The sequence below is a fragment of the Adlercreutzia shanghongiae genome (genome assembly GCF_035830635.1).
Classification (GTDB): Bacteria; Actinomycetota; Coriobacteriia; order Coriobacteriales; family Eggerthellaceae; genus Adlercreutzia; species Adlercreutzia shanghongiae.
In genome coordinates, this window is sequence record NZ_JAYMFI010000019.1 from 83,027 (window position 1) to 106,015 (window position 22,989).

20 protein-coding genes are annotated in these 22,989 nt (G+C 64.0%); all 20 read left to right on the forward strand.

Annotated features, from left to right (window positions below):
• Positions 1–454: 454 nt before the first annotated feature.
• The 20 genes from VJ923_RS09510 to polA all read left to right on the forward strand — a co-directional run bounded on the left by VJ923_RS09510 (position 455) and on the right by polA (position 22,943).
• Positions 455–1,141: a transaldolase family protein gene (locus tag VJ923_RS09510; RefSeq protein ID WP_326440876.1), complete on the forward strand. Its 687-nt coding sequence runs from the start codon at positions 455–457 to the stop codon at positions 1,139–1,141.
• Entirely contained in the window at positions 1,138–3,060 is a 1,923-nt protein-coding gene (rho, locus tag VJ923_RS09515) for a transcription termination factor Rho (protein ID WP_326440878.1), read from the forward strand. The genes VJ923_RS09510 and rho overlap by 4 nt, the downstream gene beginning before the upstream one ends.
• 17 nt (positions 3,061–3,077) lie before the next feature.
• On the forward strand, positions 3,078–4,223 hold the full coding sequence (gene sppA / locus VJ923_RS09520) for a signal peptide peptidase SppA (RefSeq protein ID WP_326440880.1): 1,146 nt from the start codon (positions 3,078–3,080) through the stop codon (positions 4,221–4,223).
• Positions 4,204–6,225: a class I tRNA ligase family protein gene (locus VJ923_RS09525; RefSeq protein ID WP_326440882.1), complete on the forward strand. Its 2,022-nt coding sequence runs from the start codon at positions 4,204–4,206 to the stop codon at positions 6,223–6,225. The genes sppA and VJ923_RS09525 overlap by 20 nt, the downstream gene beginning before the upstream one ends.
• A 566-nt stretch (positions 6,226–6,791) precedes the next feature.
• Positions 6,792–7,940 carry a hypothetical protein gene (locus tag VJ923_RS09530; protein ID WP_326440884.1) on the forward strand — a complete coding sequence of 383 codons (1,149 nt, stop codon included), beginning with the start codon at positions 6,792–6,794 and terminating at the stop codon, positions 7,938–7,940.
• A 554-nt stretch (positions 7,941–8,494) separates the two neighbouring features.
• Positions 8,495–9,319 (forward strand): 30S ribosomal protein S2, encoded by an 825-nt coding sequence (rpsB, locus tag VJ923_RS09535; protein WP_326440886.1) that lies wholly within the window; start codon positions 8,495–8,497, stop codon positions 9,317–9,319.
• A gap of 41 nt (positions 9,320–9,360) precedes the next feature.
• Entirely contained in the window at positions 9,361–10,221 is an 861-nt protein-coding gene (gene tsf / locus VJ923_RS09540) for a translation elongation factor Ts (RefSeq protein WP_326440888.1), read from the forward strand.
• A 147-nt stretch (positions 10,222–10,368) separates the two neighbouring features.
• The gene (gene murA / locus VJ923_RS09545; RefSeq protein ID WP_326440890.1) at positions 10,369–11,649 is read left to right on the forward strand and encodes a UDP-N-acetylglucosamine 1-carboxyvinyltransferase; all 1,281 of its coding nucleotides are present in this window, start codon (positions 10,369–10,371) and stop codon (positions 11,647–11,649) included.
• Between the two features lie 8 nt (positions 11,650–11,657).
• A complete protein-coding gene (locus VJ923_RS09550; RefSeq protein ID WP_326440892.1) occupies positions 11,658–13,178 on the forward strand; it encodes an LCP family protein in 1,521 nt (506 codons plus the stop codon).
• A gap of 66 nt (positions 13,179–13,244) precedes the next feature.
• Positions 13,245–13,475 carry a NifU family protein gene (locus VJ923_RS09555; RefSeq protein ID WP_296012344.1) on the forward strand — a complete coding sequence of 77 codons (231 nt, stop codon included), beginning with the start codon at positions 13,245–13,247 and terminating at the stop codon, positions 13,473–13,475.
• 201 nt (positions 13,476–13,676) lie between these two features.
• On the forward strand, positions 13,677–13,967 hold the full coding sequence (locus VJ923_RS09560; RefSeq protein ID WP_326440894.1) for a hypothetical protein: 291 nt from the start codon (positions 13,677–13,679) through the stop codon (positions 13,965–13,967).
• Positions 13,968–14,064: 97 nt separating this feature from the next.
• Positions 14,065–14,304, forward strand: coding sequence for a UDP-N-acetylmuramoylalanyl-D-glutamate--2,6-diaminopimelate ligase (locus VJ923_RS09565; protein WP_326440896.1), 240 nt, complete (start codon positions 14,065–14,067; stop codon positions 14,302–14,304).
• Positions 14,304–15,203, forward strand: coding sequence for a prolipoprotein diacylglyceryl transferase (lgt, locus tag VJ923_RS09570; protein WP_326440898.1), 900 nt, complete (start codon positions 14,304–14,306; stop codon positions 15,201–15,203). Before VJ923_RS09565 ends, lgt begins: the two co-directional genes overlap by 1 nt.
• Positions 15,204–15,330: 127 nt before the next feature.
• Positions 15,331–15,723 carry a desulfoferrodoxin family protein gene (locus VJ923_RS09575; protein ID WP_326440900.1) on the forward strand — a complete coding sequence of 131 codons (393 nt, stop codon included), beginning with the start codon at positions 15,331–15,333 and terminating at the stop codon, positions 15,721–15,723.
• Between the two features lie 198 nt (positions 15,724–15,921).
• Positions 15,922–16,410, forward strand: coding sequence for a type III toxin-antitoxin system ToxN/AbiQ family toxin (locus VJ923_RS09580; protein ID WP_326440902.1), 489 nt, complete (start codon positions 15,922–15,924; stop codon positions 16,408–16,410).
• A gap of 152 nt (positions 16,411–16,562) precedes the next feature.
• Entirely contained in the window at positions 16,563–17,141 is a 579-nt protein-coding gene (locus tag VJ923_RS09585; RefSeq protein WP_326440904.1) for a hypothetical protein, read from the forward strand.
• 180 nt (positions 17,142–17,321) lie between these two features.
• Positions 17,322–17,807: a 50S ribosomal protein L31 gene (rpmE, locus tag VJ923_RS09590; protein ID WP_326440906.1), complete on the forward strand. Its 486-nt coding sequence runs from the start codon at positions 17,322–17,324 to the stop codon at positions 17,805–17,807.
• A gap of 212 nt (positions 17,808–18,019) precedes the next feature.
• Complete coding sequence (gene glnA / locus VJ923_RS09595; RefSeq protein WP_326440908.1) at positions 18,020–19,363, forward strand: type I glutamate--ammonia ligase; 1,344 nt, start codon at positions 18,020–18,022, stop codon at positions 19,361–19,363.
• A gap of 1 nt (position 19,364) precedes the next feature.
• Complete coding sequence (locus VJ923_RS09600) at positions 19,365–20,039, forward strand: winged helix family transcriptional regulator (protein ID WP_326440910.1); 675 nt, start codon at positions 19,365–19,367, stop codon at positions 20,037–20,039.
• 276 nt (positions 20,040–20,315) lie between these two features.
• Entirely contained in the window at positions 20,316–22,943 is a 2,628-nt protein-coding gene (gene polA, locus VJ923_RS09605; protein WP_326440912.1) for a DNA polymerase I, read from the forward strand.
• Positions 22,944–22,989: the final 46 nt, after the last annotated feature.

Here is a 22,989-nt window from a genome sequence, read left to right on the forward strand (position 1 = left end):
GTGTCCATTTAAGCACCTATTCCAATTCCGAGGGCTCCGATTAAAAATTGAAGCACAAGATGCGGTGCGCTGAACAGGCGTTTCTTTCGGGATGCAAGGTGGTCTGGCACGCTTGCTCGCATTTGCATTTGGAAAATGTGCTTTTTCGATTTGGGGCAGCCGATCGAGCGCCGTTTGTTGGGCGAATTTGCCGCGGAGATGCCTCGAAAATAAAGGACGAATCCAGTTTGGCGGCAAATCGCATCCAGTCGAGTGCTTTTCTTGTGCACGCAGGGCAGTTGCGTTACTATGATGCCAGTTCTGAATCTCAGGCGCGAACGAGCGCATAATTTCCTTCCCAATGCTCCGTATCTCATCTTCAACGTTCTCACGGCAGGGGCTTCTCGGTGCGCACCGCTCTTGATTTGGACGCCAATCCCTTTAGTTCCCGAAAACCTCAAGAAGGAGGACGAACGTGAAGTTCTTTCTGGACACGGCCGATCTCGCCGAGATCGAGGAGGCTGCCAGCTGGGGCGCCCTGGCCGGCGTGACCACCAACCCGACGCTGTACTCGCGCATCGGCGGCAAGCTGGACGATTTCCATAACCACATCAAGCGTATCTGCGACATCGTCGGCCCCGATTGCCCGGTGTCCGCCGAGTCGGTGGCCATGACCCGCGACGAGATCGTGCGCGACGGCCGCGAGCTGGCCGAGATCGCCCCCAACGTCGTGGTGAAGATCCCCACCATGGTGGAGGGCCTGGCCGCCACGCGCGAGCTGGCCGATGCGGGCATTCCCGTGAACATGACGCTGTGCTTCACGGTACCCCAGGCCATCCTGGCCGCCCGTGCCGGCGCGCGCTACATTTCGCCGTTCGTGGGCCGCTTCGACGACATCTCCGAGGACGGCCTGGCCCAGCTGGAGGACGTGGTGACCGCCATCGGCAACTACGACTTTTCCGCTGACACGGTGAACGGGGAGAAGATCGAGATCATCGCTGCCTCTATCCGCAGCGCCAACCATGTGACCCAGGCGGCCCTCATGGGAGCCGACATCGCCACCGTGCCCTTCGGCATCCTGAAGAAGTGCGTGACCCACCCGCTCACCGACCGCGGCCTGGAGTCGTTCCTTAAGGACTGGGAGAAAGTGCAGAACGCATGAGCGACACCCAAGAAACGGTAACCAAAGACGCGGCCACCCCCGAGGCGGCCCCCGAGAAGCCCAAGCGCGGCCGCCCGCGCAAGAAGGTCGCCGAGGACGCGCCTGCCGAGGCGGCAGAGGCCTCGGCCGAGACCCCGGCCAAGAATACGACCCGCCGCCGCACGGCGGCCAAAGCTGCGGAGGAGGCGCCGGCCGAAGAGGCCCCGAAGCCCCGCCGCGCCCGCGCGCGCAAGAGCGCCGAGACGGCCGAGGCTGCTGCGCCCGAGGGCGGGGCCGCCCCGACGGAGGCGCCGGCCGAAGAGGCCCCCAAGCCCCGCCGCGCCCGCACGCGCAAGGCTGCCGCCGAGGCCGAGCCGCCTGCCGAGGGGCAGCCTGCGGCAGACAAGGCCCCTGAGGCTGACGCCTCCGTCGGGGCCGCTAAGGCTGAGGGCGAGAAGCCCGCGGCCAAGCGCGAGCGCACCACGACCACCGTGGTTCGCCGCCGCGACCGCGAGGAGCGCCGCCAGAACCAGAACCAGAACGGCCAGAACGGTAACCAGAGCCAGGGCAACCAGGGCAAGCAGAACGCCCCGGGCAACAAGAAGAACAAGAAGAACCGCCACGAGAACCGCAATCGCGAGGTGCAGCCTTCGGTGACCAAAGAAGAGCTGGCCGAGCTTAAGGTGGCCGACCTGCGTGCCCGAGCTGCCGAGCTTTCCCTCGATGGCGCGGGCATGAAGAAGGCCGAGCTGGTGGATGCCGTCTACGAGGCCACCTGCAAGGCCGAGGGCTTCACTGAGGTCACCGGCGTGCTCGATGTCATGGGCGACGGCTACGGTTTCTTGCGCACCTCGGGCTACCTGCCCGGCGAGAACGACATTTACGTGGGTCTCGCCACGATTCGCAAGAACGGTCTTCGCAAGGGCGACATGGTCACGGGCACGACCCGTCCGGCCCGCCCCAACGACAAGTTTGCGGCCCTGCAGAAGGTGAGCGCCGTCAATGGCATGCCCCCCGAGGTCATGGCCCTGCGCCCCAAGTTCGCCGACCTCACGCCGGTGTTCCCCGACGAGCGTTTGCTCATGGAGCACGGCAAGAACACCACCACGGCCCGCGTCATCGACCTGACGGCCCCCATCGGCAAGGGTCAGCGCGGCCTTATCGTGTCGCCCCCCAAGGCCGGCAAGACCACGGTGCTCAAGGACATCGCCGCGGCCATCTCGGCCAACAATCCCGATGTGCATCTCATGTACCTGGGCATCGACGAGCGCCCCGAGGAGGCTACCGACATGGAGCGCTCCATTCGCGGCGAGGTGGTCTCCTCCACCTTCGATATGCCCTCCGAGAACCACATCCAGGTGGCCGAGCTCGTCATCGAGCGCGCCAAGCGCCTGGTGGAACAGGGCAAGGACGTCGTTATCCTGCTGGACTCCATCACCCGTCTGGCCCGCGCCTACAACCTGGCCCAACCCGCCAGCGGACGCATCCTGTCCGGCGGCGTGGATTCCACGGCGCTGTACCCGCCCAAGCGCTTCCTCGGCGCCGCCCGCAACATCGAGAACGGCGGCAGCCTCACCATTCTCGCCTCGGCCCTCATCGAGACCGGCTCGAAGATGGACGAGGTGATCTTCGAGGAGTTCAAGGGCACGGGCAACATGGAGCTCAAGCTCGACCGCTACCTGGCCGACCGCCGCATCTTCCCGGCCATCGACCCCATCTCCTCGGGCACGCGCAAAGAGGAGCTGCTCATGGACCCGCAGGAGGCCCCGCTCATCTGGGGCGTGCGCCGCATTCTGGCGAACACGAACTCCACCGAGCGCGCCATGGACATGCTCATCAAGTCGCTTAAGCAGACCAACTCCAACCAGGAGTTCCTGCTGCGCATGGCCAAGAAGATGCAGACCCAGCAGGGCCGCGCGGACGACGGCGTCGAGCTGTAAGAAGGCGGGCTAACGTCATGACCGAACAGAACCAATGGCAAAACGCCGCCTGGGGAAGCGCTCCCCAGTCCGGGGCGCCGCAGCCCCAGCCCGTGCCGCAGAGCGGCCAGCCGCAGCCCCAGCCTCAGGCCCAGCCGCATCCGGCGCAGCCCTATGGCTACGGAGCCGCGCAGCCCCAGCCGGCCTATGCGCCCCAGGCTCAGGCCCAGGGCATCTACGCTGCGCCGGCCCAGCCCCAGAAGCGCCGTGGCTGGATCGTCGGTCTGGCCGCCGTGCTGACGGTGCTCGTGCTCGGCATCGCCACCATCGGCTCGTGCACCTCGGTGTTCACGAGCTCCATGGGGGCCTTCTCCTACGAGTCGCCCTCCTGGACCGAGACCGTCGCCGGCGACACTGTGGGCATCATCAACATCAGCGGAACCATCCAGTACGACGGCACCACCTCAAGCCCCGAGGGCCTTAAAGCCCAGCTTGACGCCGCGGAGCAGAACCCGCATATCAAGGCGGTCGTGCTGCGGGTGAACTCCGGGGGAGGGGTGGCCACGGCCGGCGAGGAGATGAGCGCCTACATCCGCGACTTCTCAAAGCCCGTCGTGGTCTCGAGCGCCTCCATCAACGCGAGCGCCGCCTATATGATCTCGTCCCAGGCCGACTACATCTTCACGGACAAGACCACCTCCATCGGCTCCATCGGCGTCATCATGTCGGTGACCGATTTGTCGGGGCTCTACGAGAAGCTCGGCATTTCCATCGAGAACATCACGTCGGCCGACGCCAAGGACTCCGGCGCCGGCAACCGTCCCCTTACCGAGGAGGAGCGCGCCTGGTACCAAGACCAGGTGGACCAGATCAACGAGGTATTCATTCAGACGGTCTCCGAGGGCCGCGACATGCCCGTCGATGAGGTGCGCGCCTTGGCCACGGGTCTTACCTTCACCGGCATGGATGCCGTGGAAAACGGCCTGGCCGACGAGCTGGGCACGCAAGAGGCGGCCGTGGCGAAGGCCTGCGAGCTGGCGGGCATATCCGATGCGGATACCGTGTATCTGCAGTCGAGCTCAAGCGACCTGTCCCGTCTTCTCGATATCATGGGCACGCAAGATTCGCAAGATCTTTCCGAGGCTTTGAAGGAGTTAGAGAACCGTGTCGGACTTGAAGGATAACACCCGCCCCCAGTGGCCCGCCCGCGCCGTGGTGACGGCCGGCATGCCCTACGGCAACAAGCCCTTGCACTTCGGCCATATCGGCGGTGTGTTCGTGCCCGCCGACGCCTTCGCGCGCTTTCTGCGCGACCGCATCGGCGCCGAGAACGTGCGCTTCGTCTCCGGCACCGACTGCTTCGGCAGCCCCATCAACGAGGGCTACCGCAAGCTCGTAGAGGTCGGCGAGTTTTCGGGCACCATCGCCGACTACGTGCTGGCCAATCACGAGCGCCAGAAGGCCACGCTCGAGGCCTTCCAGGTGAGCCTGGACATCTACGAGGGCAGCGGTATCGGGCATGCGGGCGACGTGCACCAGATGATTACCGACCAGTTCATCGAGCGGCTGCACGAGGCGGGGCACTTGAAGCTGGATTCCACCCTGCAGTTCTACGACGCTGAGGCCGGCACCTTCTTGAACGGTCGCCAGGTGCAGGGGCGCTGCCCCGTGCAGGGCTGCAAGTCCGAGCACGCCTACGCCGACGAGTGCGACCTGGGCCACCAGTACGCGCCGGTGGACCTCATCGCGCCGGTGTCCACGCTCACGGGCACCGCGCCCGAGATGCGCCCGGTGGAGAACTGGTACTTCGATCTGCCCGCCTTCGAGGGCTTCCTGAAGGAGCACGTGCGCGCCCTGGAGGCCGACGACGAGGTGCGCCCCGTGGTCACGAAGGCCATCGCCGAGTTTCTGGCGCCTCCGGTGATCTTCGTGAAGAACGAGCACTTGGAAGAGTACGAGGCCATGGCCCCGAGCCTGCCGCCCCATGAGTTCCGCCCCGCCGAGGGCAACAAGCAGTCCTTCGAGATTCAGTTCGCCACCATCGGCGAGCGCGATGCGGCCCGCGACGCGCTGGCCGCGGCCGGCCTGCGCTTCCGCACCTCGAAGACCCTCGTGCCCTTCCGCATCACGGGCAACATCGAATGGGGCGTGCGCGCACCGGTCTTGGGCGACGTGGAGGGGCTCACCGTGTGGTGCTGGCCCGAGTCGCTGTGGGCGCCCATATCGTTCACCATCACCGTGAACGACGAGCGCGGGCTGCCGCGCACGAGCTGGCGCGACTTCTGGTGCTCCGACGACGCGCGGGTCTACCAGTTCATCGGCCAGGATAACCTGTACTTCTACGGCGTGGCCCAGCCGGCGCTGTGGGAGGCGCTGCGCCCGGGCGGCCTGTTCGCTGAGGGCCCCGACTCCCAGATGCGCCAGACCACGCTCGTGGCGAACCACCACATGCTCTTCGGGAAGAAGAAGGCCTCCTCGTCGGGCTCGGTGAAGCCGCCCACGGGCGAGGAGCTCTTGGAGCACTACACTGCCGAGCAGCTGCGCGCGCACTTTCTGGCCCTGGGCCTCGACCAGAAGTCGGTCGGTTTCTCGCCGAAGCCCTTCGACCCCGACCCGGCCAAGCGCGACGATCCGCGGGTGGCCGACCCGGTGCTCAAGGAGGGCGCGCTGCTCACCAACGTGTTCAATCGCCTGGCGCGCAGCTGCTTCTACGAGGCGGGCAAGAACTTCGATGGCTGCATGCCCCTAGGCCCGGTGACCGAAGAGGTGCGCGAGCGTGCCTATAAGGCGCTGCTCGGCTATGACGAACTCATGCACAAGGTCGAGCTGCATTCGGTGATGTCGCTGTGCGATGAGTTCATCCGCTTCTCGAACAAGTGGTGGGCCGACGGTATCAAGGCCGCCGAGGAGTCGGGGGACGCATCGGCGCGCCGTCAGGTGCTGCTGGATTCTTTCTACCTGCTGCGCGTGGCCACGCTGCTGATGCACCCCATTGTTCCTGCGGGCTGCGAGAAGATTTGCGACTATATGAGCTTCGGCTTCGAGGACTTCTTCAGCTGGAACTACGATTTCGAGTCCAACGAGGAGCTGTGCCCGGCCATCGAGATCGACGCCGGCGCTCATCGCGTCCACGAGCTGCCCCCGCGCTTCGACTTCTTCCGCAAGCACGAGAGCCAGTACAAGTAGGATTCGCGTGCGGTTCGCCCGATTGCCGTGCCGAAGGGCAAATGCCATGGGCGACATCGGCAGTGCGCTTGGAAGTCGGTGCAGCGGGCATCGGCCTGGCTGGAATCGGCCTGGCGGGCATCGGCCTGGCCGTACTTACCTGGGCGCTGCGAGGGTCGATAGAGCAGGAATCGGGAGTCCGTGTTTGACGGGCTCCTTTTTCTTTGGAGTTGGCAAGGCTCGCGATTCGAGGGGCCGCGAAGTGCATCGCTGACGCTCGACTCGCGAAAAAGCACATTTTCCAAATGGTTTTCCTTGTTTGTGCAATATGGCTGAGAATCGATATGGAATAATGCCAGTTCAACGAGGTATGCAGAAAGAGCCATGCGAGCTTCGTGCTCGGAAAATTTGGAAAATGCGATATTTTGGCCGCGCTTATTTGGAAAATGCGCTTTTCTGAAAAGCGAGCGGCGTGAGAGCGTGAAAGCTGGCCAATTTTGCACATTTTCCAAATCTTGACTTTGCTGCAGGGGCTGACCGCAATGGCTGAATAGGGATGGGATTACTTGTCGCGTAAGGAGGGGCAATTGGCTACGATCATCGAGGGGCTGACCGCGGCGCAGTGTTGGACCTGTGGCAGTTTCTACGGGTTGTTCATCGGCGAGACCGTCAGTTTGGATACGGGGGACCGGGTTCCCAAGTTGCGACCGCCGCTGGGAAATCCCGACACCGAAGAGCGCGCGTGGCTGTTGGCAAGCGAGCGACTGGAGATTGTCTACGAGGAGGCGGTCGAATACGCGGAGGCGGCGAGGTGCGATGCGCCCTTCAAGCCGTCGGAGCAGATGGCTGCGAAGGTGCTCGATCAGGGTGCGGGCATGGTGAGCGCGCCGGTGCGCGTGATGGCGCCGGGCCGGGCATCGCGCCGGACGACGTCTACCATGGTGTGCCGCGTGAGTGCTGCTGTCCCGCATCCGGGCTCCTTCATTCGCGGACCCGGCGAGGGGCTGCTTATTGCCAGTCCCGAGATGGCGGTGCTCCAGCTGGCCCTCAAGATGCCGCTGCCCAAGTTGGCGGAGCTGGTTTCCGAGCTCTGCTCCACATACTACTACGGCCTTGTGGAGGCATCTCAGATGAGTCGCGGCGCCGAAGGGCTGCGCGCCGAGGTGGCGCTTCGGGAGCAGGCGCTCAGCAATCGCCCCGTTCCCGTCTCGTGCCTTCGGGCTATGGCGCGGTTTGGGGCGCAGTCTGCCGGCTCCAGAGCCGGTCGCGCCATGGCCCGGGCGGTGCGCTGCGCGGTGGACGGCTCGGCCTCGCCCATGGAAACCGCCCTGGCGCTCATGCTCTCGCTCCCGAAGAGCGTTGGCGGCTACGGGCTGCCCAAGCCGCAGATGAACCGCATAGTGCCGGTGGATGCTGAGGCGGGGCGGGTGCGCGTGGCGGATCTGTTCTGGCCCGAAGCGCAGGTAGCGGTGGAATACGACAGCGACGCCTTCCATGCAAAAGGGGAGAAGCTGCGCCTCGATGCGCTGCGGCGCAACCAGCTGGAATCGTGCTCGGTGACCGTGCTCACGGCGACGGCGCAGCACCTGTCGTCGCTCGCGGCGCTGGACGAGCTGGCCGGCCAAATCGCCCGCGCCCTAGGGCGCAGCTTCCATCGGAATCGCCTCGCAAGCGCGTCCGAGCGGGCTGGCCTGCTCGCGTCCTTGAAGCAGCGCAGCATAGAAGGGCTCCGCTGAGCGGCGTCGATGAGCGGCGTCGATGAGCGGTGTCGATGAGCGGTGTCGATGAGCGGTGCGCAGCGGCAATGAAGCTGAGCCTGTTGAGGAGGATCGTGCCCATGCCCGCGCCGACGACGGTCAAATACCACGGCCGGCGGAACACCACGTTGGTCCGTCGGAACCAGAGGCCCATGGCGAAATACGTGAGCGCGCTGGCGCATACCGGCGTCACCCACGGGGGGAAGACGTGCCCGTCTGCAAGGAGGGACGCGGGAAAGAGCAGGGGACCTTGAAAGGCCATGTCGGCCCATGTCCAGTACAGGGTGATGCCCGCCAAAAGCGGCAAAGGGCGGCAAAGGGGGCGGACCCCTGCCCGGTGGGGTGTTTTCTTTACGCAATCCCTTGCATTAGCGGGGGATTGTGCTATTTTAGACAGGCTGTGTCTGCGAGGGTCGCAGGAACAGCGGCAACTATCACACATGCTCGGGCGACCGGCGCTGCGAGTGGCCACCGGAAAAAGGCTGCAGTAAGCTGGGAAGACCTCGGGCAGAGGACTAACGAATGGAGAGAACATGACGAAAGTCAGCATCACCACGCTGCTCGACGCCGGCGCGCACTTCGGGCATCAGACCCGCCGCTGGAACCCCAAGATGAAACCGTACATCTTCGGCAATCGCGGCGATATCTACATCATCGACCTCAAGCAGACCCTCTACGGTCTTGACGCTGCCTATACCTTCGTGAGCAACCTCACCAAGAAGGGCGGCACCGTTCTGTTCGTGGGCACCAAGAAGCAGGCCCAGGAGGCCGTCTCCGAGGCTGCCAACCGCTGCGGCATGCCCTACGTGAACGCCCGCTGGCTCGGCGGCATGCTCACCAACTTCGCCACCATCCGCACCCGCGTGAAGCGCATGGAGGAGCTGGAGGCCATGGACGCCGACGGCCGCATGGCGCTTCTGCCCAAGAAGGAGCAGATCCTGCTGCACAAGGAGCTGGCGAAGCTGCAGACCAACCTGAACGGCATCCGCAACATGAAGAAGGTGCCCGACGCCATCTTCGTGATTGACACCAACCGCGAGGGCATCGCCATCCATGAGGCCCATCGCCTCGAGATTCCCGTGGTGGGCACGCTGGACACCAACTGCGATCCCGACGACGTAGATTACGGCATCCCGGCCAACGACGACGCCATCCGCTCCGTGCGCCTGCTCGCCGACTTCATCGCCGACGCCGTTATCGCCGGCACCGGCGCTGACGTGACCGCCGCCGAGATGGCCGGCGAGGCCGCTGCCGCCGACGCCGTGGCCGAGGTGGCCACCGAGGCCGCCGAGGACGTGGCCGCCGGCGCCGCGGCCGAGGTTGTCGCCGACGTCGTGGCCGACGCCGTGGCCGAGTAAACCCGAGGTAGTAAGACTCTCATTCCCCAAAGGAGGAATTCATGGCTAACATCACCGCTTCCATGGTGAAGGAGCTCCGCGAGATGACCGGCGCGGGCATGATGGAGTGCAAGAAGGCCCTGGCCGAGGCCGAGGGCGACATGGAGAAAGCCGTCGACGTGCTGCGCACCCGCGGTCTGGCCGCCGTGGCCAAGAAGGCGGGACGCGCCACCAACGAGGGCACCGTCATGGCCATCGTGGACGACGCCTGCACCACCGGCGCCGTGGTCGAGCTGAACTGCGAGACCGACTTCGTGGGCATGAACGAGAAGTTCAAGGCCTATGCCGAGAAGATCGCCCGCGCCGCCCTGGCCTCCAAGGCCGCCGACGTGGACGCTCTGAAGGCCGCTTCCATCGACGGCGAGACCGTCGAGGAGATCGTGACCGACTGCATCCACGTGATGGGCGAGAACTCCCAGCTGGCCCGCGTGGCTGTGGTGGAGGCCCAGGCCGTGTCCGCCTATATCCATGGCGGCGGCAAGATCGGCGTGCTGGTGACCTTCAACGTCGAGGGCATCGACCCGGCCTCCGAGGACTTCCAGAAGTGCGGTCGCGACATCGCCATGCAGGTCGCCGCTCTGAACCCGGTGTCCGCCACCCGCGAGGACGTGCCCGCCGACGTGGCCGCCCACGAGATGGAGATCTACAAGGCCCAGGCCGCCGAGTCCGGCAAGCCGGAGGCCATCCAGGAGAAGATCGCCGAGGGCCGCATGGACAAGTTCTACAAGGAGAACTGCCTCGCCGAGCAGGACTTCGTGAAGAATCCCGACCTCACGGTGTCCCAGTACGCCGACGAGTGCGCCAAGGCCATGGGCGGCACGATCGCCATCACCGGCTTCGTGCGCTTCGCTCTGGGCGAGTAGCCTGCAAGCGAGAACTCGCACCTGTAGTTTTTGCTCCAGAATCGGAAAAAGCCCGCGCGTTGGCGCGGGCTTTTTTCTATAATAAGAGCACTTATGGATTAATGCATGACTTGCGGGCGTCGCGGCGCCCCGGCAAAAGGACTAGAAATGAACCAGGAAGTCATCATCGTGCGGGGGAACCATACCCTCGAAGGCGACGTGCAAATATCCGGCGCCAAGAACTCGGCGCTCAAGCTCATGGCCGCATCCATTCTGGGCCAGGGCGAGACGGTGCTGCACAACGTGCCGCTTATCTCCGACATCGAAATCATGGCCGAGGTGCTCGAGCGCCTCGGTGCCACGGTCAAGCGCGAGGAGCATACCCTGCGCATCGATACGGCCAACGTAAATAGCTGCGAGACGCCCTATGAGCTCGTCTCGAAGATGCGCGCTTCCATCTCCGTGCTCGGCCCCCTCATCGGCCGCTTCGGCGAGGCGCGCGTGGCCATGCCCGGCGGCTGCCAGATCGGCGCTCGTAAAATCGACATGCATCTGGTGGGGCTTGAGGCTTTGGGCGTCCACTTTGATGTGGACCACGGCGTGCTGGAGGCGACAACGCCCCAGGGCATGAAGGGCGCCCACGTTTACTTGGAATTCCCCTCGGTGGGGGCGACGGAGAACATGCTCATGGCCGCGGTGACCGCCGAGGGCCATACGGCCATCGAGAACGCGGCCTGCGAGCCCGAGATCGAGGATTTGGCCAACATGCTCAACGCCATGGGGGCCAAGGTGTCCGGCGCGGGCACCTCGCTCATCGAGATCGAGGGCGTGCCGCTCTCGTCGCTGCACCCTTGCGAGCACACCACGGTGGGCGACCGCATCGAGGCGGGCACGTTCCTCGTCGGCGGCGCGCTGACGGGCGGCCCGCTCACGGTGCGCGGTATCGATCCGGCCTTCTTGCGCATGGCCATCATGAAGCTGCGCGCCATGGGCTGCGAGGTTCAAACCGGTAAGGACTGGATTACCGTGAGCCGCGAGGCGCCGCTGTGCTCGGTGGACATCCAGACCTTGCCCCATCCGGGCTTCCCGACCGACTTGCAGGCCCAGTTCATGCTGCTGGCGGCACTCGCCGACGATGTGTCGGTCATCACGGAGAACGTCTTCGAGAACCGCTTTATGTTCGCTGCCGAGCTCATGCGCATGGGCGCCGATGTGACGCTGGACGACCATCACGCCATCGTGCGCGGCGTGGATCATCTGCAGGGCGCTCCGGTGTCCTCGACCGACCTGCGCGCGGGTGCCGCCCTGGTGCTGGCGGGTATTGTGGCCGACGGCGAGACGAGCGTGCATCATCTGGAGCACATCGATCGCGGCTATGAGGACTATGCGGGCAAGCTCGCCTCTCTCGGCGCCGATATTCGCCGCGTGGCGGCTCCCTCTCCTCGATAGGGGCGCTCATGGCTTTGCACGGTAGAAAGGCCTCTTCGGCCTCGCGGACGCGCCGCGTGACACGGCGCGTGAACGACTCCATGATCGGCTCCCATGTGGAGCGCAGCCCCTCGGGACGCCCCCGCCATGCCGCCTCGGCGGGGGCGGAGCGCGCCTCCCGCGTCGATTTCTCCGACAGCCGGCGCAGCCGTCGGGCCAATCGCGGCATGGTGGAGCAGGTGGACGTTGCCGCCACGAGCGGGGAGAGCGACTCCGATTTTGCCCGCCGCCGCTCGCGCAGGGGGTATGTAGAGGAGATTCAGGCGCGCACCCGCCGCCGCAAGATGGCGTTTCTCGGCGCGGTGGCCGCGCTTGTCGTCGTGGTTGCGGCAGTAGCTGGCACCATGGCGTTTTTCGCGTGGTCCGACTCCCAGCTCTCCTTGGGCGACTCCAACGCCAAGGAGGCCCTCGTGGCCGCCGAGGACGGTGCCGCCTCCTACGCGCTGCTCGTTGCCGACCTGACTACGGGCGCTACCGCTCCCAACGATACCGACAAGGCCTACATGGCCGTGCGCATCGATGCGGCCTCCCGTGTGCTCACGTTCGTGACCATTCCGTCTTCGGTCGCGGTGGAGCTATCCGATGGCGAGCGCCATGCGCTGTCCGATGCGCAGTCCGTTGGGGGAGACGCGGAGCTTCTGCGCGCGGCGGGCGCTTTGCTCGGCATCGAGTTCTCCCACTTCGCCTCCACGAACGCCGAGGGACTCTCCCGGCTGGTCGATATCGTGGGCGGCGTGCCCGTGGAGCTTTCCGAGGAGGTGGACGACCCTCGGGCCGGCACCCGCGTGCTCGCCGCCGGGGCCCAGACCCTCGACGGCGCCCAGGCGCTCACGCTTCTGCGCGCATCCAACTACGCCGAGGCCCTTGAGACCCAGGCGAAGATGCGCGCCTTGTTCACGGTGAACTTGGCCGAGTGCGCCGCTTCGGGCGAGGGCCTCGCCTTCCCGAGCGTGGTGGCCGACGGCTCCGCCTTCGTCTCTACCGATTGGACGAGCGGCCAGATCATCGCCATGGGAGACGCATTCAGTCCGCTGACGGACGCGACGGTGTACGCTGCCGTGGTTCCCGGACGTACGGTGGATGGCGAGGACGGCGCACCGGCGACCTTTGAGGTGGCCGGCGACGAGCTCGCTTCCATGATGGAGGCTGTGAAGTCCGGCCAGTCGCCGCAGGCGGCCGAGGCCGACCTGGCCAACGTGGACCGCAGCCTCGTCACCGTGGAGGTGCGCAATGGCAGCGGCATCCAGGGGGCGGCGGCCCGTTGCGGGGAGCTGCTCACCTCCGACGGCTACGAGGTGGCCTCGGTGGGCAATGTGGACGACGGCGCCGTTTACCCCGAGACCCTCGTTATCTACAAGGATGAGGCCTTCGAAATCGCGGCCAAGGCCATCGTGAGCGATCTGTCCGCGGGCCGGGTGGTGAACGGCGGCGATTTCTACCACTTCGACACCAACGTTTTGGTGATTATCGGCAGCGACTGGATCGGCTAGGGGGCGCGGGTCCGCCCTGTGCTATGATGCCCTCGATACAAGAACCTCTCATGATAGGAGTGACTCATGGTTGAGAAGTCCGATGTGGCGGCCGTGCTGGAGCTGATCCGTCCGAGCCTTCAGGCCGATGGCGGCGACGTGCAGCTGGTGGACGTGTCCGAGGACGGCGTGGTCACCGTGGAGCTGCAGGGCGCCTGCAAGGGCTGCCCCATGTCCCAGATGACGCTCGCCAACGGCGTGGAGCGCATCCTGAAGGAGCGCGTGCCCGGCGTGACCAGCGTGGTGCCGGCTCAGTAATCTGTTCCGTGCGGCCTGACGGCCACACGGACCACTCGACGCTACGAGGCTCTGACGCATTTCATATTCACCCTTGTTTTGCACTCGGCGTTGGCCGAAGCCAACTTGGTGCAAAGGCGGGCGAATCTGAAACGCGTCAGAGCCTCTCGCTGACTTTAACCAACCAAGTATTGTATTAACGAGAGCGAGAGAGGCTGGTGTATGGAAGGCTGTTGGAGCTTTCGCGGATGCGATGACGAGATGCAGGGGCGCTGTCCGCACAACGTGCCGGGAGAGCCCTGTCCGGCGGATTGCCACTATGCTGCGTGCCATCGCCCGACCCATGTGGTGTGCGACGACTTCGACGTGCTGCTGAACCCCAGCCGCGATTACGACGCGGCCGTAAAGCAGGTATGCCGCTTCTGCGAGCACTTCCTCAAGAACGGTCCGGACATCGATCCAAAGACGTGCACCCGCGACAAGTTCAGCGGCCGCAACCGATTCTTGCTGTAAGGAAACGAATGCGCGGGCGCAGCGCCCTTGACGCCGCCTCGCGCACCGGCTCTGCTACAATGTGGAGCAGGACAGTGATGATTCTGAGGCAAAGGCGGTGAGCGCAGTGAAGACGATGGTGACCTGTCCGGCCTGCAGGGCCGACGACGTCGAGCTTGCCTCCTTCGACTCGCTCATGGCCCTGCGAAGCGACATCGCCCTGTACACCCTGACCTGCCCGCACTGCGCCACGCGCATTTCCGCGCTGTTGCCCATCCCGCCCGAGCTGCGGGAGGAAGTCATGTTCGCTGCGATCGAGCTGGGTGCCGGCATGGGCGCCCACGAGGGAACATCCTGATGCTGAACGAAATCTACCAGGGGCTCGACCCCATCGCCTTCTCGCTCGGACCGCTGGTGGTCCGTTGGTACGGCCTGGCCTACGTGGCCGGCTTCGTCTGCGCCGCCGCCATCGTGTATTTCGTGGCTCGGCGCTGGAAGCTCGGCGTGTCCGAAGACAACCTGTTGACGCTCATGGTCTGCGCTATCGTCGGCGTGGTTCTGGGCGCGCGGATCGGCTACGTGCTTTTCTACGGCGACGGCTACTACTTCGCCCATCCGCTTGAGATCCTCGCCTTCAACCAGGGGGGCATGAGCTTCCATGGCGGTATGGTGGGCCTGCTCATCGGCGGTGCCGTGGCGGCGCGCATGACGCGCATCCCGTTTCTCACCCTGGCCGATCTGGGCTCTATCGCCGCGCCCGTGGGGCTGTTCTTCGGCCGCTGCGCCAACTTCGTGAACGGCGAGCTGTGGGGCGCGCCCACCGACGGGCCTCTCGGCGTCGTTTTCGGCGGCGCGGCCGGCATGATGCCGCGGCACCCCAGCCAGCTCTACGAGGCGGTGCTCGAGGGACTGGTCATCTTCTGCGTGCTCTACGCGCTCTCGCGCAGGGTGCCGCCGCGCCCGCAGGGCACCTTCGTCGGCTGGTTCATGGTGCTCTACGGCGTGTTCCGCTTCCTTATCGAGTTCGTCCGCGAGCCCGATGTGCAGCTGGGATACCTTTGGGGCGGCTGGCTCACCATGGGCCAGGTGCTCTCGGCCCCGCTCATCGTGGCCGGGGTGGCGCTGCTCGTCTATGCGGCGAAGACGCGCAAGCCTCAGCAGGGTCCCTTGCTTGCGGGGACGGCGGGCTTCGATGCGCCGTCGGGAGATGCCCCGACAGGTGAGGCGGACGGCGATGCTTCCCATAAGGCGGAGTAGGGTTTTCCTGTAACGACGCGGTGTCACTCGTCAATGCGCGCCGTGCTTGCGGGGTCGTTGCCCTACAATGCGTGAAGCGACTGGGTTCTGCAGCCGCCGTATTTTTTCGATACTGAACGTAAGAGATATGAGGTGCAACATGGATGTGAAGTTCTTCAAGTGCATGCACTGCGGAAACATCGCCGTGAAGGTGTTCGACGCCGGTGTGCCGCTGGTGTGCTGCGGCGAGAAGATGGTGGAGCTTGTGGCTGATTCCCAGGACGCGGCGCTGGAAAAGCACGTGCCTGCCGTCGAGGTTAAGGGCAGCAAGGTCGTCGTGAACGTGGGCTCGGTGGACCATCCCATGACCGAGGAGCACTGGATCCAGTTCATCTGCCTGGTCACCGACAAGGGCTACCAGATCAAGCCGCTGACTCCGGCCGATGCCCCCCACGCCGAGTTCGTCGTCCCCGAGGGCGAGAAGCCGTTGCGCGTGTACGAGCACTGCAACCTCCACGGCCTGTGGGTGACCGAGATCTAACAGGTATTGAAGAGTCGGCAGAAAGCTGCTAGACTGCAAGCAGCGGGTGTATCTCGGCCCTAAGCGAGACAGTTAGCAGAGGGCTTCTCTTGGCCCGAAGCAAGACATTTATAAGCGAGTGTTTCGCAGCTCTGAGTGCGAACGTAACAGCAGGGAGCGGGAAGTCCGCTCCCTGCTTTGTCATTGGGGGAGGGGTCAATGAAATCGATTGCGTTCTTTACCGTAGATGAAGCCTATGTGGACTACCTGCGAACAGTGGAGCCAAGGCTGTTCGGGAACGCTCGTCCGGGGCAAGGGCATTCCCGAAAATACCTAGGAATCATATTCCAGGTTAAGGGGATGAACTATTTTGCCCCGCTCTCTTCTTTCAAGAGCAAGCATCGCAAAATGAAGAACTCCCTTGACTTCATCAAGATTGGTGAATACGCCGTCGTTAACCTCAATTGCATGTTTCCTGCTCCGGATGCTGTGGTCTCTAGAGTTGACTTCTCGCAAGAGAAAGACGGCCGCTATCGATCATTGCTTTTGGCTGAATATCGTATCGTCAAGCGTTCGCAGGAAAAGATACGAAAAAATGCCGAGAACCTATATCGGCACAAGGTTGAGTTCGGAAATTCCACGAAACTCGCTGCTCGCTGCAACGATTTTGTTGCCCTGGAAAAAGCGAGTTCGACATATCTGGCCTAAACAAAAGCATTTTGTGGATAAATCACATTTCGTCGAAATTGAGAAGGTCGGACACGCTGACACGAAAAACCCCAGCTAATGCGAGGAGAGTATGTAGTCGTGGATTCATGGGCGTTCCCAATGCGGACTCGCCTTTTTCGGTGGAGGTGCGCATGGCTGGTTCAGAATTTGAAAATGCAGTGAATACGAAAAGTGCGGACGTCGAGAAAACGATGGTTTCTTCAGAGAATGGTGATAGGACGAGCGATGCCTCTCGATTGGAAAAAGGCGGGAAGCCCAAGGGCAGAATACGTCGACTGTTAGACGTGGCCGTTTCTTTGATGGCAGTTCTGACGCTGGTGTCATTCTGCTCTTCAACATGTGCTGGACCGAAAGACGAGATTGAAGGCAAGTGGATGGGGGTCGGCGTTGCCTCCGATGTTTCTCTTGAGGAAGCACGTGCCGGGGATATTGGTTCAAGTGCAATTCTCCCCATGGACCGTGACGAGGACTACATCAAGTTTGATTCCAGTGGGCACGGAGAAGTGGGAACAGCGGGAGAGTCCGTTAGTTTCTCGTGGGAAACTTCGGAGGAACAGGGCGATGCTCAGAGTCAGTTGTTGACGTATCGGCTGCGTTTTGAAACCGGGAAAACCGCCTACGCGTTTATTGATCTCGAGGATAGCGGGACGCTTGATGTTGTTTTCCCGTCTGACGACGATGCTGTCTCAGTATGGCTTTTCAAACGATGACCGTATGATCTTGCAGTTCCCGCTCGCGGAGGGAAATGAGAAAGACCCGTGTTGCGCGGGTCTTTTTTCTTGCATTCGGAGAAAACGGTGCTAATATAAACAAGCTTGTCTCAAGGCTTGGTCGGAAACCAAGCCCACTTTTGACCCCTTGGTCGGAAACCAAGGAAGATAGGAGAACCCATGAAGCAAGGCATTCATCCGGAGTACATGGACTGCGTCGTGAAGTGCAGCTGCGGCAACACCTTCACCACCCGCTCCACCAAGCCCGAGCTGAAGATCGACATCTGCAACGCCTGCCATCCCTTCTACACCGGCACCCAGAAGCTCATCGACACCGGTGGACGCGTCCAGCGCTTCGCCGACCGCTTCGGCGCCGCCAAGGACGTCGTTGCCGAGCGCGAGGCCGCCAAGAAGGCCGAGCGTGCCGCTCAGATCGCCGAGCGCGAGGCTGCCAAGAAGGCCGAGCGCGAGGCCAAGGCCGCTGCTAAGGCCGAGCGTGCCGCCGCTTACGCCGCCAAGGCTGCCGAGGAGGCTGCCAAGGCCGAGGCTGAGGCCGACGTTCAGGCTATGGACGACGCCGCTGCCGAGGGCGCCGTTGAGGAGGCTGCCGAGGTGGAGCTGACCGACACCGAGGTTGCCGAGGCCGTCGAGGAGGCCACCGAGTAGCCCGTTGCTTCTCATGCTTGCGAAAGACCCGCCCGCGCCCATCGCGCAGCGGGTCTTTTTCTTTTGCAGAGTCCTTATTTTTCGAGCGTAATGAGAATAACCAACTATAATTTCCAAAAAACCAGGGACGAATCAAATGTCAGCGAGGTGCCTGTTGGAACCGCCGCGTCGGCAAGTCCGTTCGTCCCGCTAGGGCGAACGGAGCAGTGAAGATGGTTGCGAATCCCGAGCAGGATTTCGTTTTGAAGACGGTTGAGAGCCGCGACGTGCACTTCGTGCGCTTCTGGTTCACCGACGTGCTGGGCAATATGAAGTCCTTTGCCGTGGTGCCCGATGAGTTGGAGAGTGCCTTTGAGGACGGCATGGGCTTCGATGCGAGCTGCATCGCGGGCTTTTCGGCCGCCAGCGAGTCCGACATGCTGGCACACCCCGACCCCTCCACCTTCCAGGTGCTGCCCTGGCGACCGCAGTCGAACGCGGTGGCGCGCATGATCTGCAGTATTCGCACGCCGGAAGGGGAGCCCTATGTCGGCGACTCGCGCCACGTGCTGGAATCGGTGGTGCGCAGGGCGGCTGAGGCCGGCTACTCGTTCATCGTGGGGCCGGAGCTGGAGTACTTCTACTTCAAAGACGCCGAGGGCACCGAGGTGCTCGACCGCGGCAGCTACTTCGACCTCACCTCGCTCGATTCCGCTTCCGATCTGCGTCGCGACACGGTGCTCACGTTGGAGAAGATGGGCATTCCCGTGGAATACTCCCATCATGAGAAGGGGCCCTCGCAGCACGAGATCGACCTGCGCTACGCCGACGCGCTCTCCATGGCCGATGCGGTGATGACCTATAAGCAGGTCGTGAAGGAAGTAGCCATGAAGCACGGGGTGTACGCCTCGTTCATGCCCAAGCCCATGGCCGATGCGCCCGGCAACGGCATGCACGTGCATCAGAGCCTCATCGACAATTCCGGCAACAACGTCTTCTTCGATGCGAACGACTCGTCGGGCTACAACCTGTCGTCTGTGGCGAAAAGCTACATCGCCGGCCTGCTCAAGTACGCGCCGGAATACACGCTCGTCACGAACCAGTATGTGAACTCCTACAAGCGCCTGCAGCCGGGGGGAGAGGCTCCCACCTGCATCAGCTGGGGCGCCCGCAACCGCTCGACGCTGGTGCGCATCCCGGGCTATCGCCCCAACAGCGAGTCGGCGTGCCGGGTGGAGCTGCGCAGTCCCGATCCGGCGGCGAACCCCTATCTCGCCTTCGCGGTCATGCTGGCGGCGGGCCTGGCGGGCATCGAGGAGGGCTTAGAGCTGATGGACCCGGTTGACGATGCGGCGCCCCTTGGCTGCTCGCGCCACGAGCACCGTGAGCGCGGTATCGAGACGCTGCCGGAATCGCTCGGCGAGGCGGTGGAGCGATTCGCGGCCAGCCGGCTTATGCGCGAGACGCTGGGAGAGCACATCCACGACTACCTCGTGCGCGCCAAGCGCGCGGAGTGGGAGGCCTACCAGGGCATCGTGTCCGACTGGGAGCTCGAGCAGAATTTGGCGGTGTTGTAGCATGCAGCGCAAAACCGTCATCTTCATTGCCGACAGCCTTGATAACGCGCACAAGTTCCAGCAGGTGCTCTCGAAGCTGGATGTGGACGTGGCGGCGGGCTCCTCGACGCAGTTCAAGAAGCTCCTCTCGACGCACCCTGCCCACGACTTGGTGATCTACGAGGCGCGAGGCGAGGCCTTGGGCACGGTGTCCTCCGTGGAGGCGGCCCTGGCCGAAGAAGGGTCGAGCGCCATGCTCCTCATCGTCAACGAAGACCAGCTGGCGCAGTTCCGTCTGCCGGTGTCCTGCAAGGCCGATTTCGTCGTGCACGGCGCCGGGGCGGCCGAGTGCGCCACTCGTATTCGCCAGCTTCTGTGGCCCGGCAACGAGAGCAGCTCGGCCGACTACATCACCGTAGACAACATGACCGTGAACCTGGCTACCTACCAGGTGAAGGTCGGCGGAGAGCCGGTGGACCTCACGTACTTGGAATATGCTCTTTTGGCCTTCCTCGTCACCCATCCCGGCCGCACCTACTCCCGCGATGCGCTGCTGCGGCGCGTGTGGGGCTTCGACTACTACGGCGGCAGCCGCACCGTCGACGTCCACGTCCGCCGCGTGCGCGCCAAACTCGGACCCGAGTTGGCCCAACGCCTCGAAACCGTACGAGGCGTCGGCTATTTATGGAACGCATGAGGTAAGTACGAGGGTATAATCAAGCAAGTAAGAGCTGCAAGGTGGCGGGGAGGGGGCGCCCGCAGACCTCTGCGCGCCCTGTGGTGAACGCCGTTATTTAAGAAATAGCTTCCACTTCAGCAGCAAGTGTTTTGGGATGGTACCGACCAATGTGCGTTCCTCCCGCTATTTCCTTTAACGGCGTTCGCAGCAGGAGCTAGCGTGCAGCGGGCTGCGGGCGCCCCCTCCCCGCCACCTTCCCGAAAACCCTTCAACAAAGACCCCGAAAGGCTCAGAATGTCGAAAAAAATCGCCGTTATCGATGGAAACTCGCTCATGCATCGCGCCTATCACGCGGTGCAGACGCCCATGAACGCCAAGGACGGCACCCCCACCAACGCGGTGTTCGGCTTCCTTACCATGCTCTGCAAGTTCATCGAGATGGCCGACCCCGATGCCGTGGTGTGCGCCTTCGATGCCGGCAAGCCTGTTCACCGCATCGAGGCGCTGGCCCAGTACAAGGCCCAGCGCCCGCCCATGGACGAGGATTTGCGCGTGCAGTTCCCCGTTATCGAGGAGCTGCTCGGCTCCATGGCCATTCCCGTGGTGAAGGTGCCCGGTTGGGAGGGAGACGACATTTTAGGCACCATCGCGGCCCGCGATGAGCAGCTCGGCTACGAGACGCTGCTCGTGACCGGCGACAAGGACGCCTACCAGCTGGCGAGCGAGCTTACGCGCATCGTAACGACGAAGAAGGGCATCACCGATGTGACCATCAACGGCCCGGCCGAGGTGGAGGAGCGCTATGGCGTGACCCCGGCGCAGTTCATCGACTATCTGGGCCTGATGGGCGACAGCTCCGACAACATTCCCGGCGTGCCCGGCATCGGGCCCAAGACGGCCACGAAGCTGCTGCAGACCTACGGCTCTATGGAGGGCATCTACGAGCACGTGGACGAGCTTAAGGGCAAGCAGAAGGAGAACATCGAGAACAACCGCGAGACGGCGTTTCTGTCCCGCGATATCGCGACCATCGTGACCGATTTGGACTTCCCCCTCGATCTGGAGGGGGCGGCGTTTCCCGCCTTCGACGCGGCGGATGTGGAAGAGACCTTCGGCAAGTATCAGCTGGCAAGCCCCCTGGCGCGCGTGCTCGCCATGATCGATGCGGAGCCGCCCTCGCGGGAGGCGAAGCTGGAGGTAGCACCGGCCCTCGGTGGCGCCGAGGGCGCCGCAGAGCTGGCCCGGGCCCTTGAGGCGGGGGAGTGCGTGGGCGTGGCCTTCGTGGACCCGGAGCAGGTGTCGCTGTTCGACGAGGGGGCCACGGCCGCCTTCGCCACCGACAAGGCCACGGTCATTGCCGAGGGAGACGATGCCCTGGCCCTGCTCGCCTCGCTGATAGAGGAGGGCTCCTTCGTCTCTTTGGACGTGAAGGCCGATGTGCGCCGCGTGTATCCGGCCGATACCGCCGAGAAGGCGCTGGTGAGCGACGGGGCGGTGCTCGCCATGGACGGATTCGACCTGTCGGTGGCCGGCTATGTGCTGAACTCGTCGGTATCCGCTTACACCTACGACTCGCTCATGGAGGCGTTCGCGGGCGCTACGCTGCCCGAGGCCGAGGCCGATGCCGACCGCGCCGCCCTGCGCGCCACGGCCGCGCGCCTTTTAAGGGGGCTGCTCGTTGAGGCGCTTAAAAAGGAAGGCAGCTGGGAGGCCTTCGCCGATATCGACCTGCCGCTCGTGGGCGTGCTCGCCTGCATGGAGCGCGTGGGCGCGGCCATCGACGTGCCGCGCCTTGAGAAGCTCGGTGCCGAAGCCCAGGCCGAAGTGGACAAGCTCACGGCCGAGATTTACGAGCTGGCGGGGGAGTCCTTCAACCTGGGCTCTCCGAAGCAGCTGGCCCATATCCTGTTCGAGGTGCTCGAGCTGCCGCCGGTGAAGAAGAACCAGCGCGGGTATTCCACCGACGCCAAGGTGCTCACGGAGCTCTCGGCCATCCATCCGCTGCCCGTGCTCATCTTGCGCTACCGCGAGTTCGCGAAGATCAAGAGCACCTACATTGACGCTCTGCCCCGCATGCGCGCCCAAGACGGCCGCGTGCACACGCAGTTCAACGAGACCGTCACCACCACAGGGCGCCTGTCCTCTTCGGACCCCAATCTGCAGAACATCCCGGTGCGCACGGAGTTCGGCCGCCAGATTCGCAGCTGCTTCGTGCCGCTGCGCGCCGGCGAGCTGTTCCTCTCGGCGGACTACTCCCAGATCGAGCTGCGCCTGCTCGCCCATTTGTCCGGCGACGAGCATCTCGTGGCCGCCTTCAACTCCGGTGCGGACTTCCACGCCTCCACGGCGGCCCGCGTCTTCGGACTGCCAGTAGAGGCCGTGACGCCCGAGATGCGCAGTCGCGCCAAGGCCGTGAACTTCGGCATCGTTTACGGGCAGCAGGCTTTCGGCCTGGCCCAGACCCTCGATATTCCCGTGGCCGAGGCCCGCGAGATGATCGACCGCTACTTCGAGGCCTATCCGGGCGTGCGCACGTATCTGGACGAGACGGTGGCTAAGGCCAAGGAATGCGGCTATGCCGAGACCATGCTCGGGCGCAAGCGCCACATTCCGGAACTGAAGAGCTCCAACGGCCAGCAGCGGGCCTTCGGCGAGCGCACGGCGATGAACCACCCCATGCAGGGCAGCGCCGCCGACATCATCAAGATGGCCATGAACGAGGTGCAGCGCCGTCTTTTGGACGAGGGCTTCGCAGCCCAGCTGATGATCCAGGTGCACGACGAGCTGGACTTCTCGGTCCCTGAGGCCGAGCTCGAGCGCCTGGCCGCTATGGTGAAGGAAGTTATGGAGGGCGTCGTCGACCTGAAAGTGCCCCTCATCGCCGACGTCAGCTGGGGCCCCACCTGGGCCGAAGCCCACTAGAACGTCAACCATGCGTCGGACCGGCGGGAAGGGCGCGCCCTTCCCG

Bases quoted from the DNA above. Each gene is read 5' to 3' on its own strand.
- rho (WP_326440878.1), top strand. From the start codon at position 1,138: ATGAGCGACACCCAAGAAACGGTAACCAAAGACGCGGCCACCCCCGAG.
- sppA (WP_326440880.1), top strand. From the start codon at position 3,078: ATGACCGAACAGAACCAATGGCAAAACGCCGCCTGGGGAAGCGCTCCC.
- rpsB (WP_326440886.1), top strand. From the start codon at position 8,495: ATGACGAAAGTCAGCATCACCACGCTGCTCGACGCCGGCGCGCACTTC.
- tsf (WP_326440888.1), top strand. From the start codon at position 9,361: ATGGCTAACATCACCGCTTCCATGGTGAAGGAGCTCCGCGAGATGACC.
- murA (WP_326440890.1), top strand. From the start codon at position 10,369: ATGAACCAGGAAGTCATCATCGTGCGGGGGAACCATACCCTCGAAGGC.
- VJ923_RS09550 (WP_326440892.1), top strand. From the start codon at position 11,658: ATGGCTTTGCACGGTAGAAAGGCCTCTTCGGCCTCGCGGACGCGCCGC.
- VJ923_RS09555 (WP_296012344.1), top strand. From the start codon at position 13,245: ATGGTTGAGAAGTCCGATGTGGCGGCCGTGCTGGAGCTGATCCGTCCG.
- VJ923_RS09560 (WP_326440894.1), top strand. From the start codon at position 13,677: ATGGAAGGCTGTTGGAGCTTTCGCGGATGCGATGACGAGATGCAGGGG.
- lgt (WP_326440898.1), top strand. From the start codon at position 14,304: ATGCTGAACGAAATCTACCAGGGGCTCGACCCCATCGCCTTCTCGCTC.
- VJ923_RS09575 (WP_326440900.1), top strand. From the start codon at position 15,331: ATGAGGTGCAACATGGATGTGAAGTTCTTCAAGTGCATGCACTGCGGA.
- VJ923_RS09580 (WP_326440902.1), top strand. From the start codon at position 15,922: ATGAAATCGATTGCGTTCTTTACCGTAGATGAAGCCTATGTGGACTAC.
- VJ923_RS09585 (WP_326440904.1), top strand. From the start codon at position 16,563: ATGGCTGGTTCAGAATTTGAAAATGCAGTGAATACGAAAAGTGCGGAC.
- rpmE (WP_326440906.1), top strand. From the start codon at position 17,322: ATGAAGCAAGGCATTCATCCGGAGTACATGGACTGCGTCGTGAAGTGC.
- glnA (WP_326440908.1), top strand. From the start codon at position 18,020: ATGGTTGCGAATCCCGAGCAGGATTTCGTTTTGAAGACGGTTGAGAGC.
- VJ923_RS09600 (WP_326440910.1), top strand. From the start codon at position 19,365: ATGCAGCGCAAAACCGTCATCTTCATTGCCGACAGCCTTGATAACGCG.
- polA (WP_326440912.1), top strand. From the start codon at position 20,316: ATGTCGAAAAAAATCGCCGTTATCGATGGAAACTCGCTCATGCATCGC.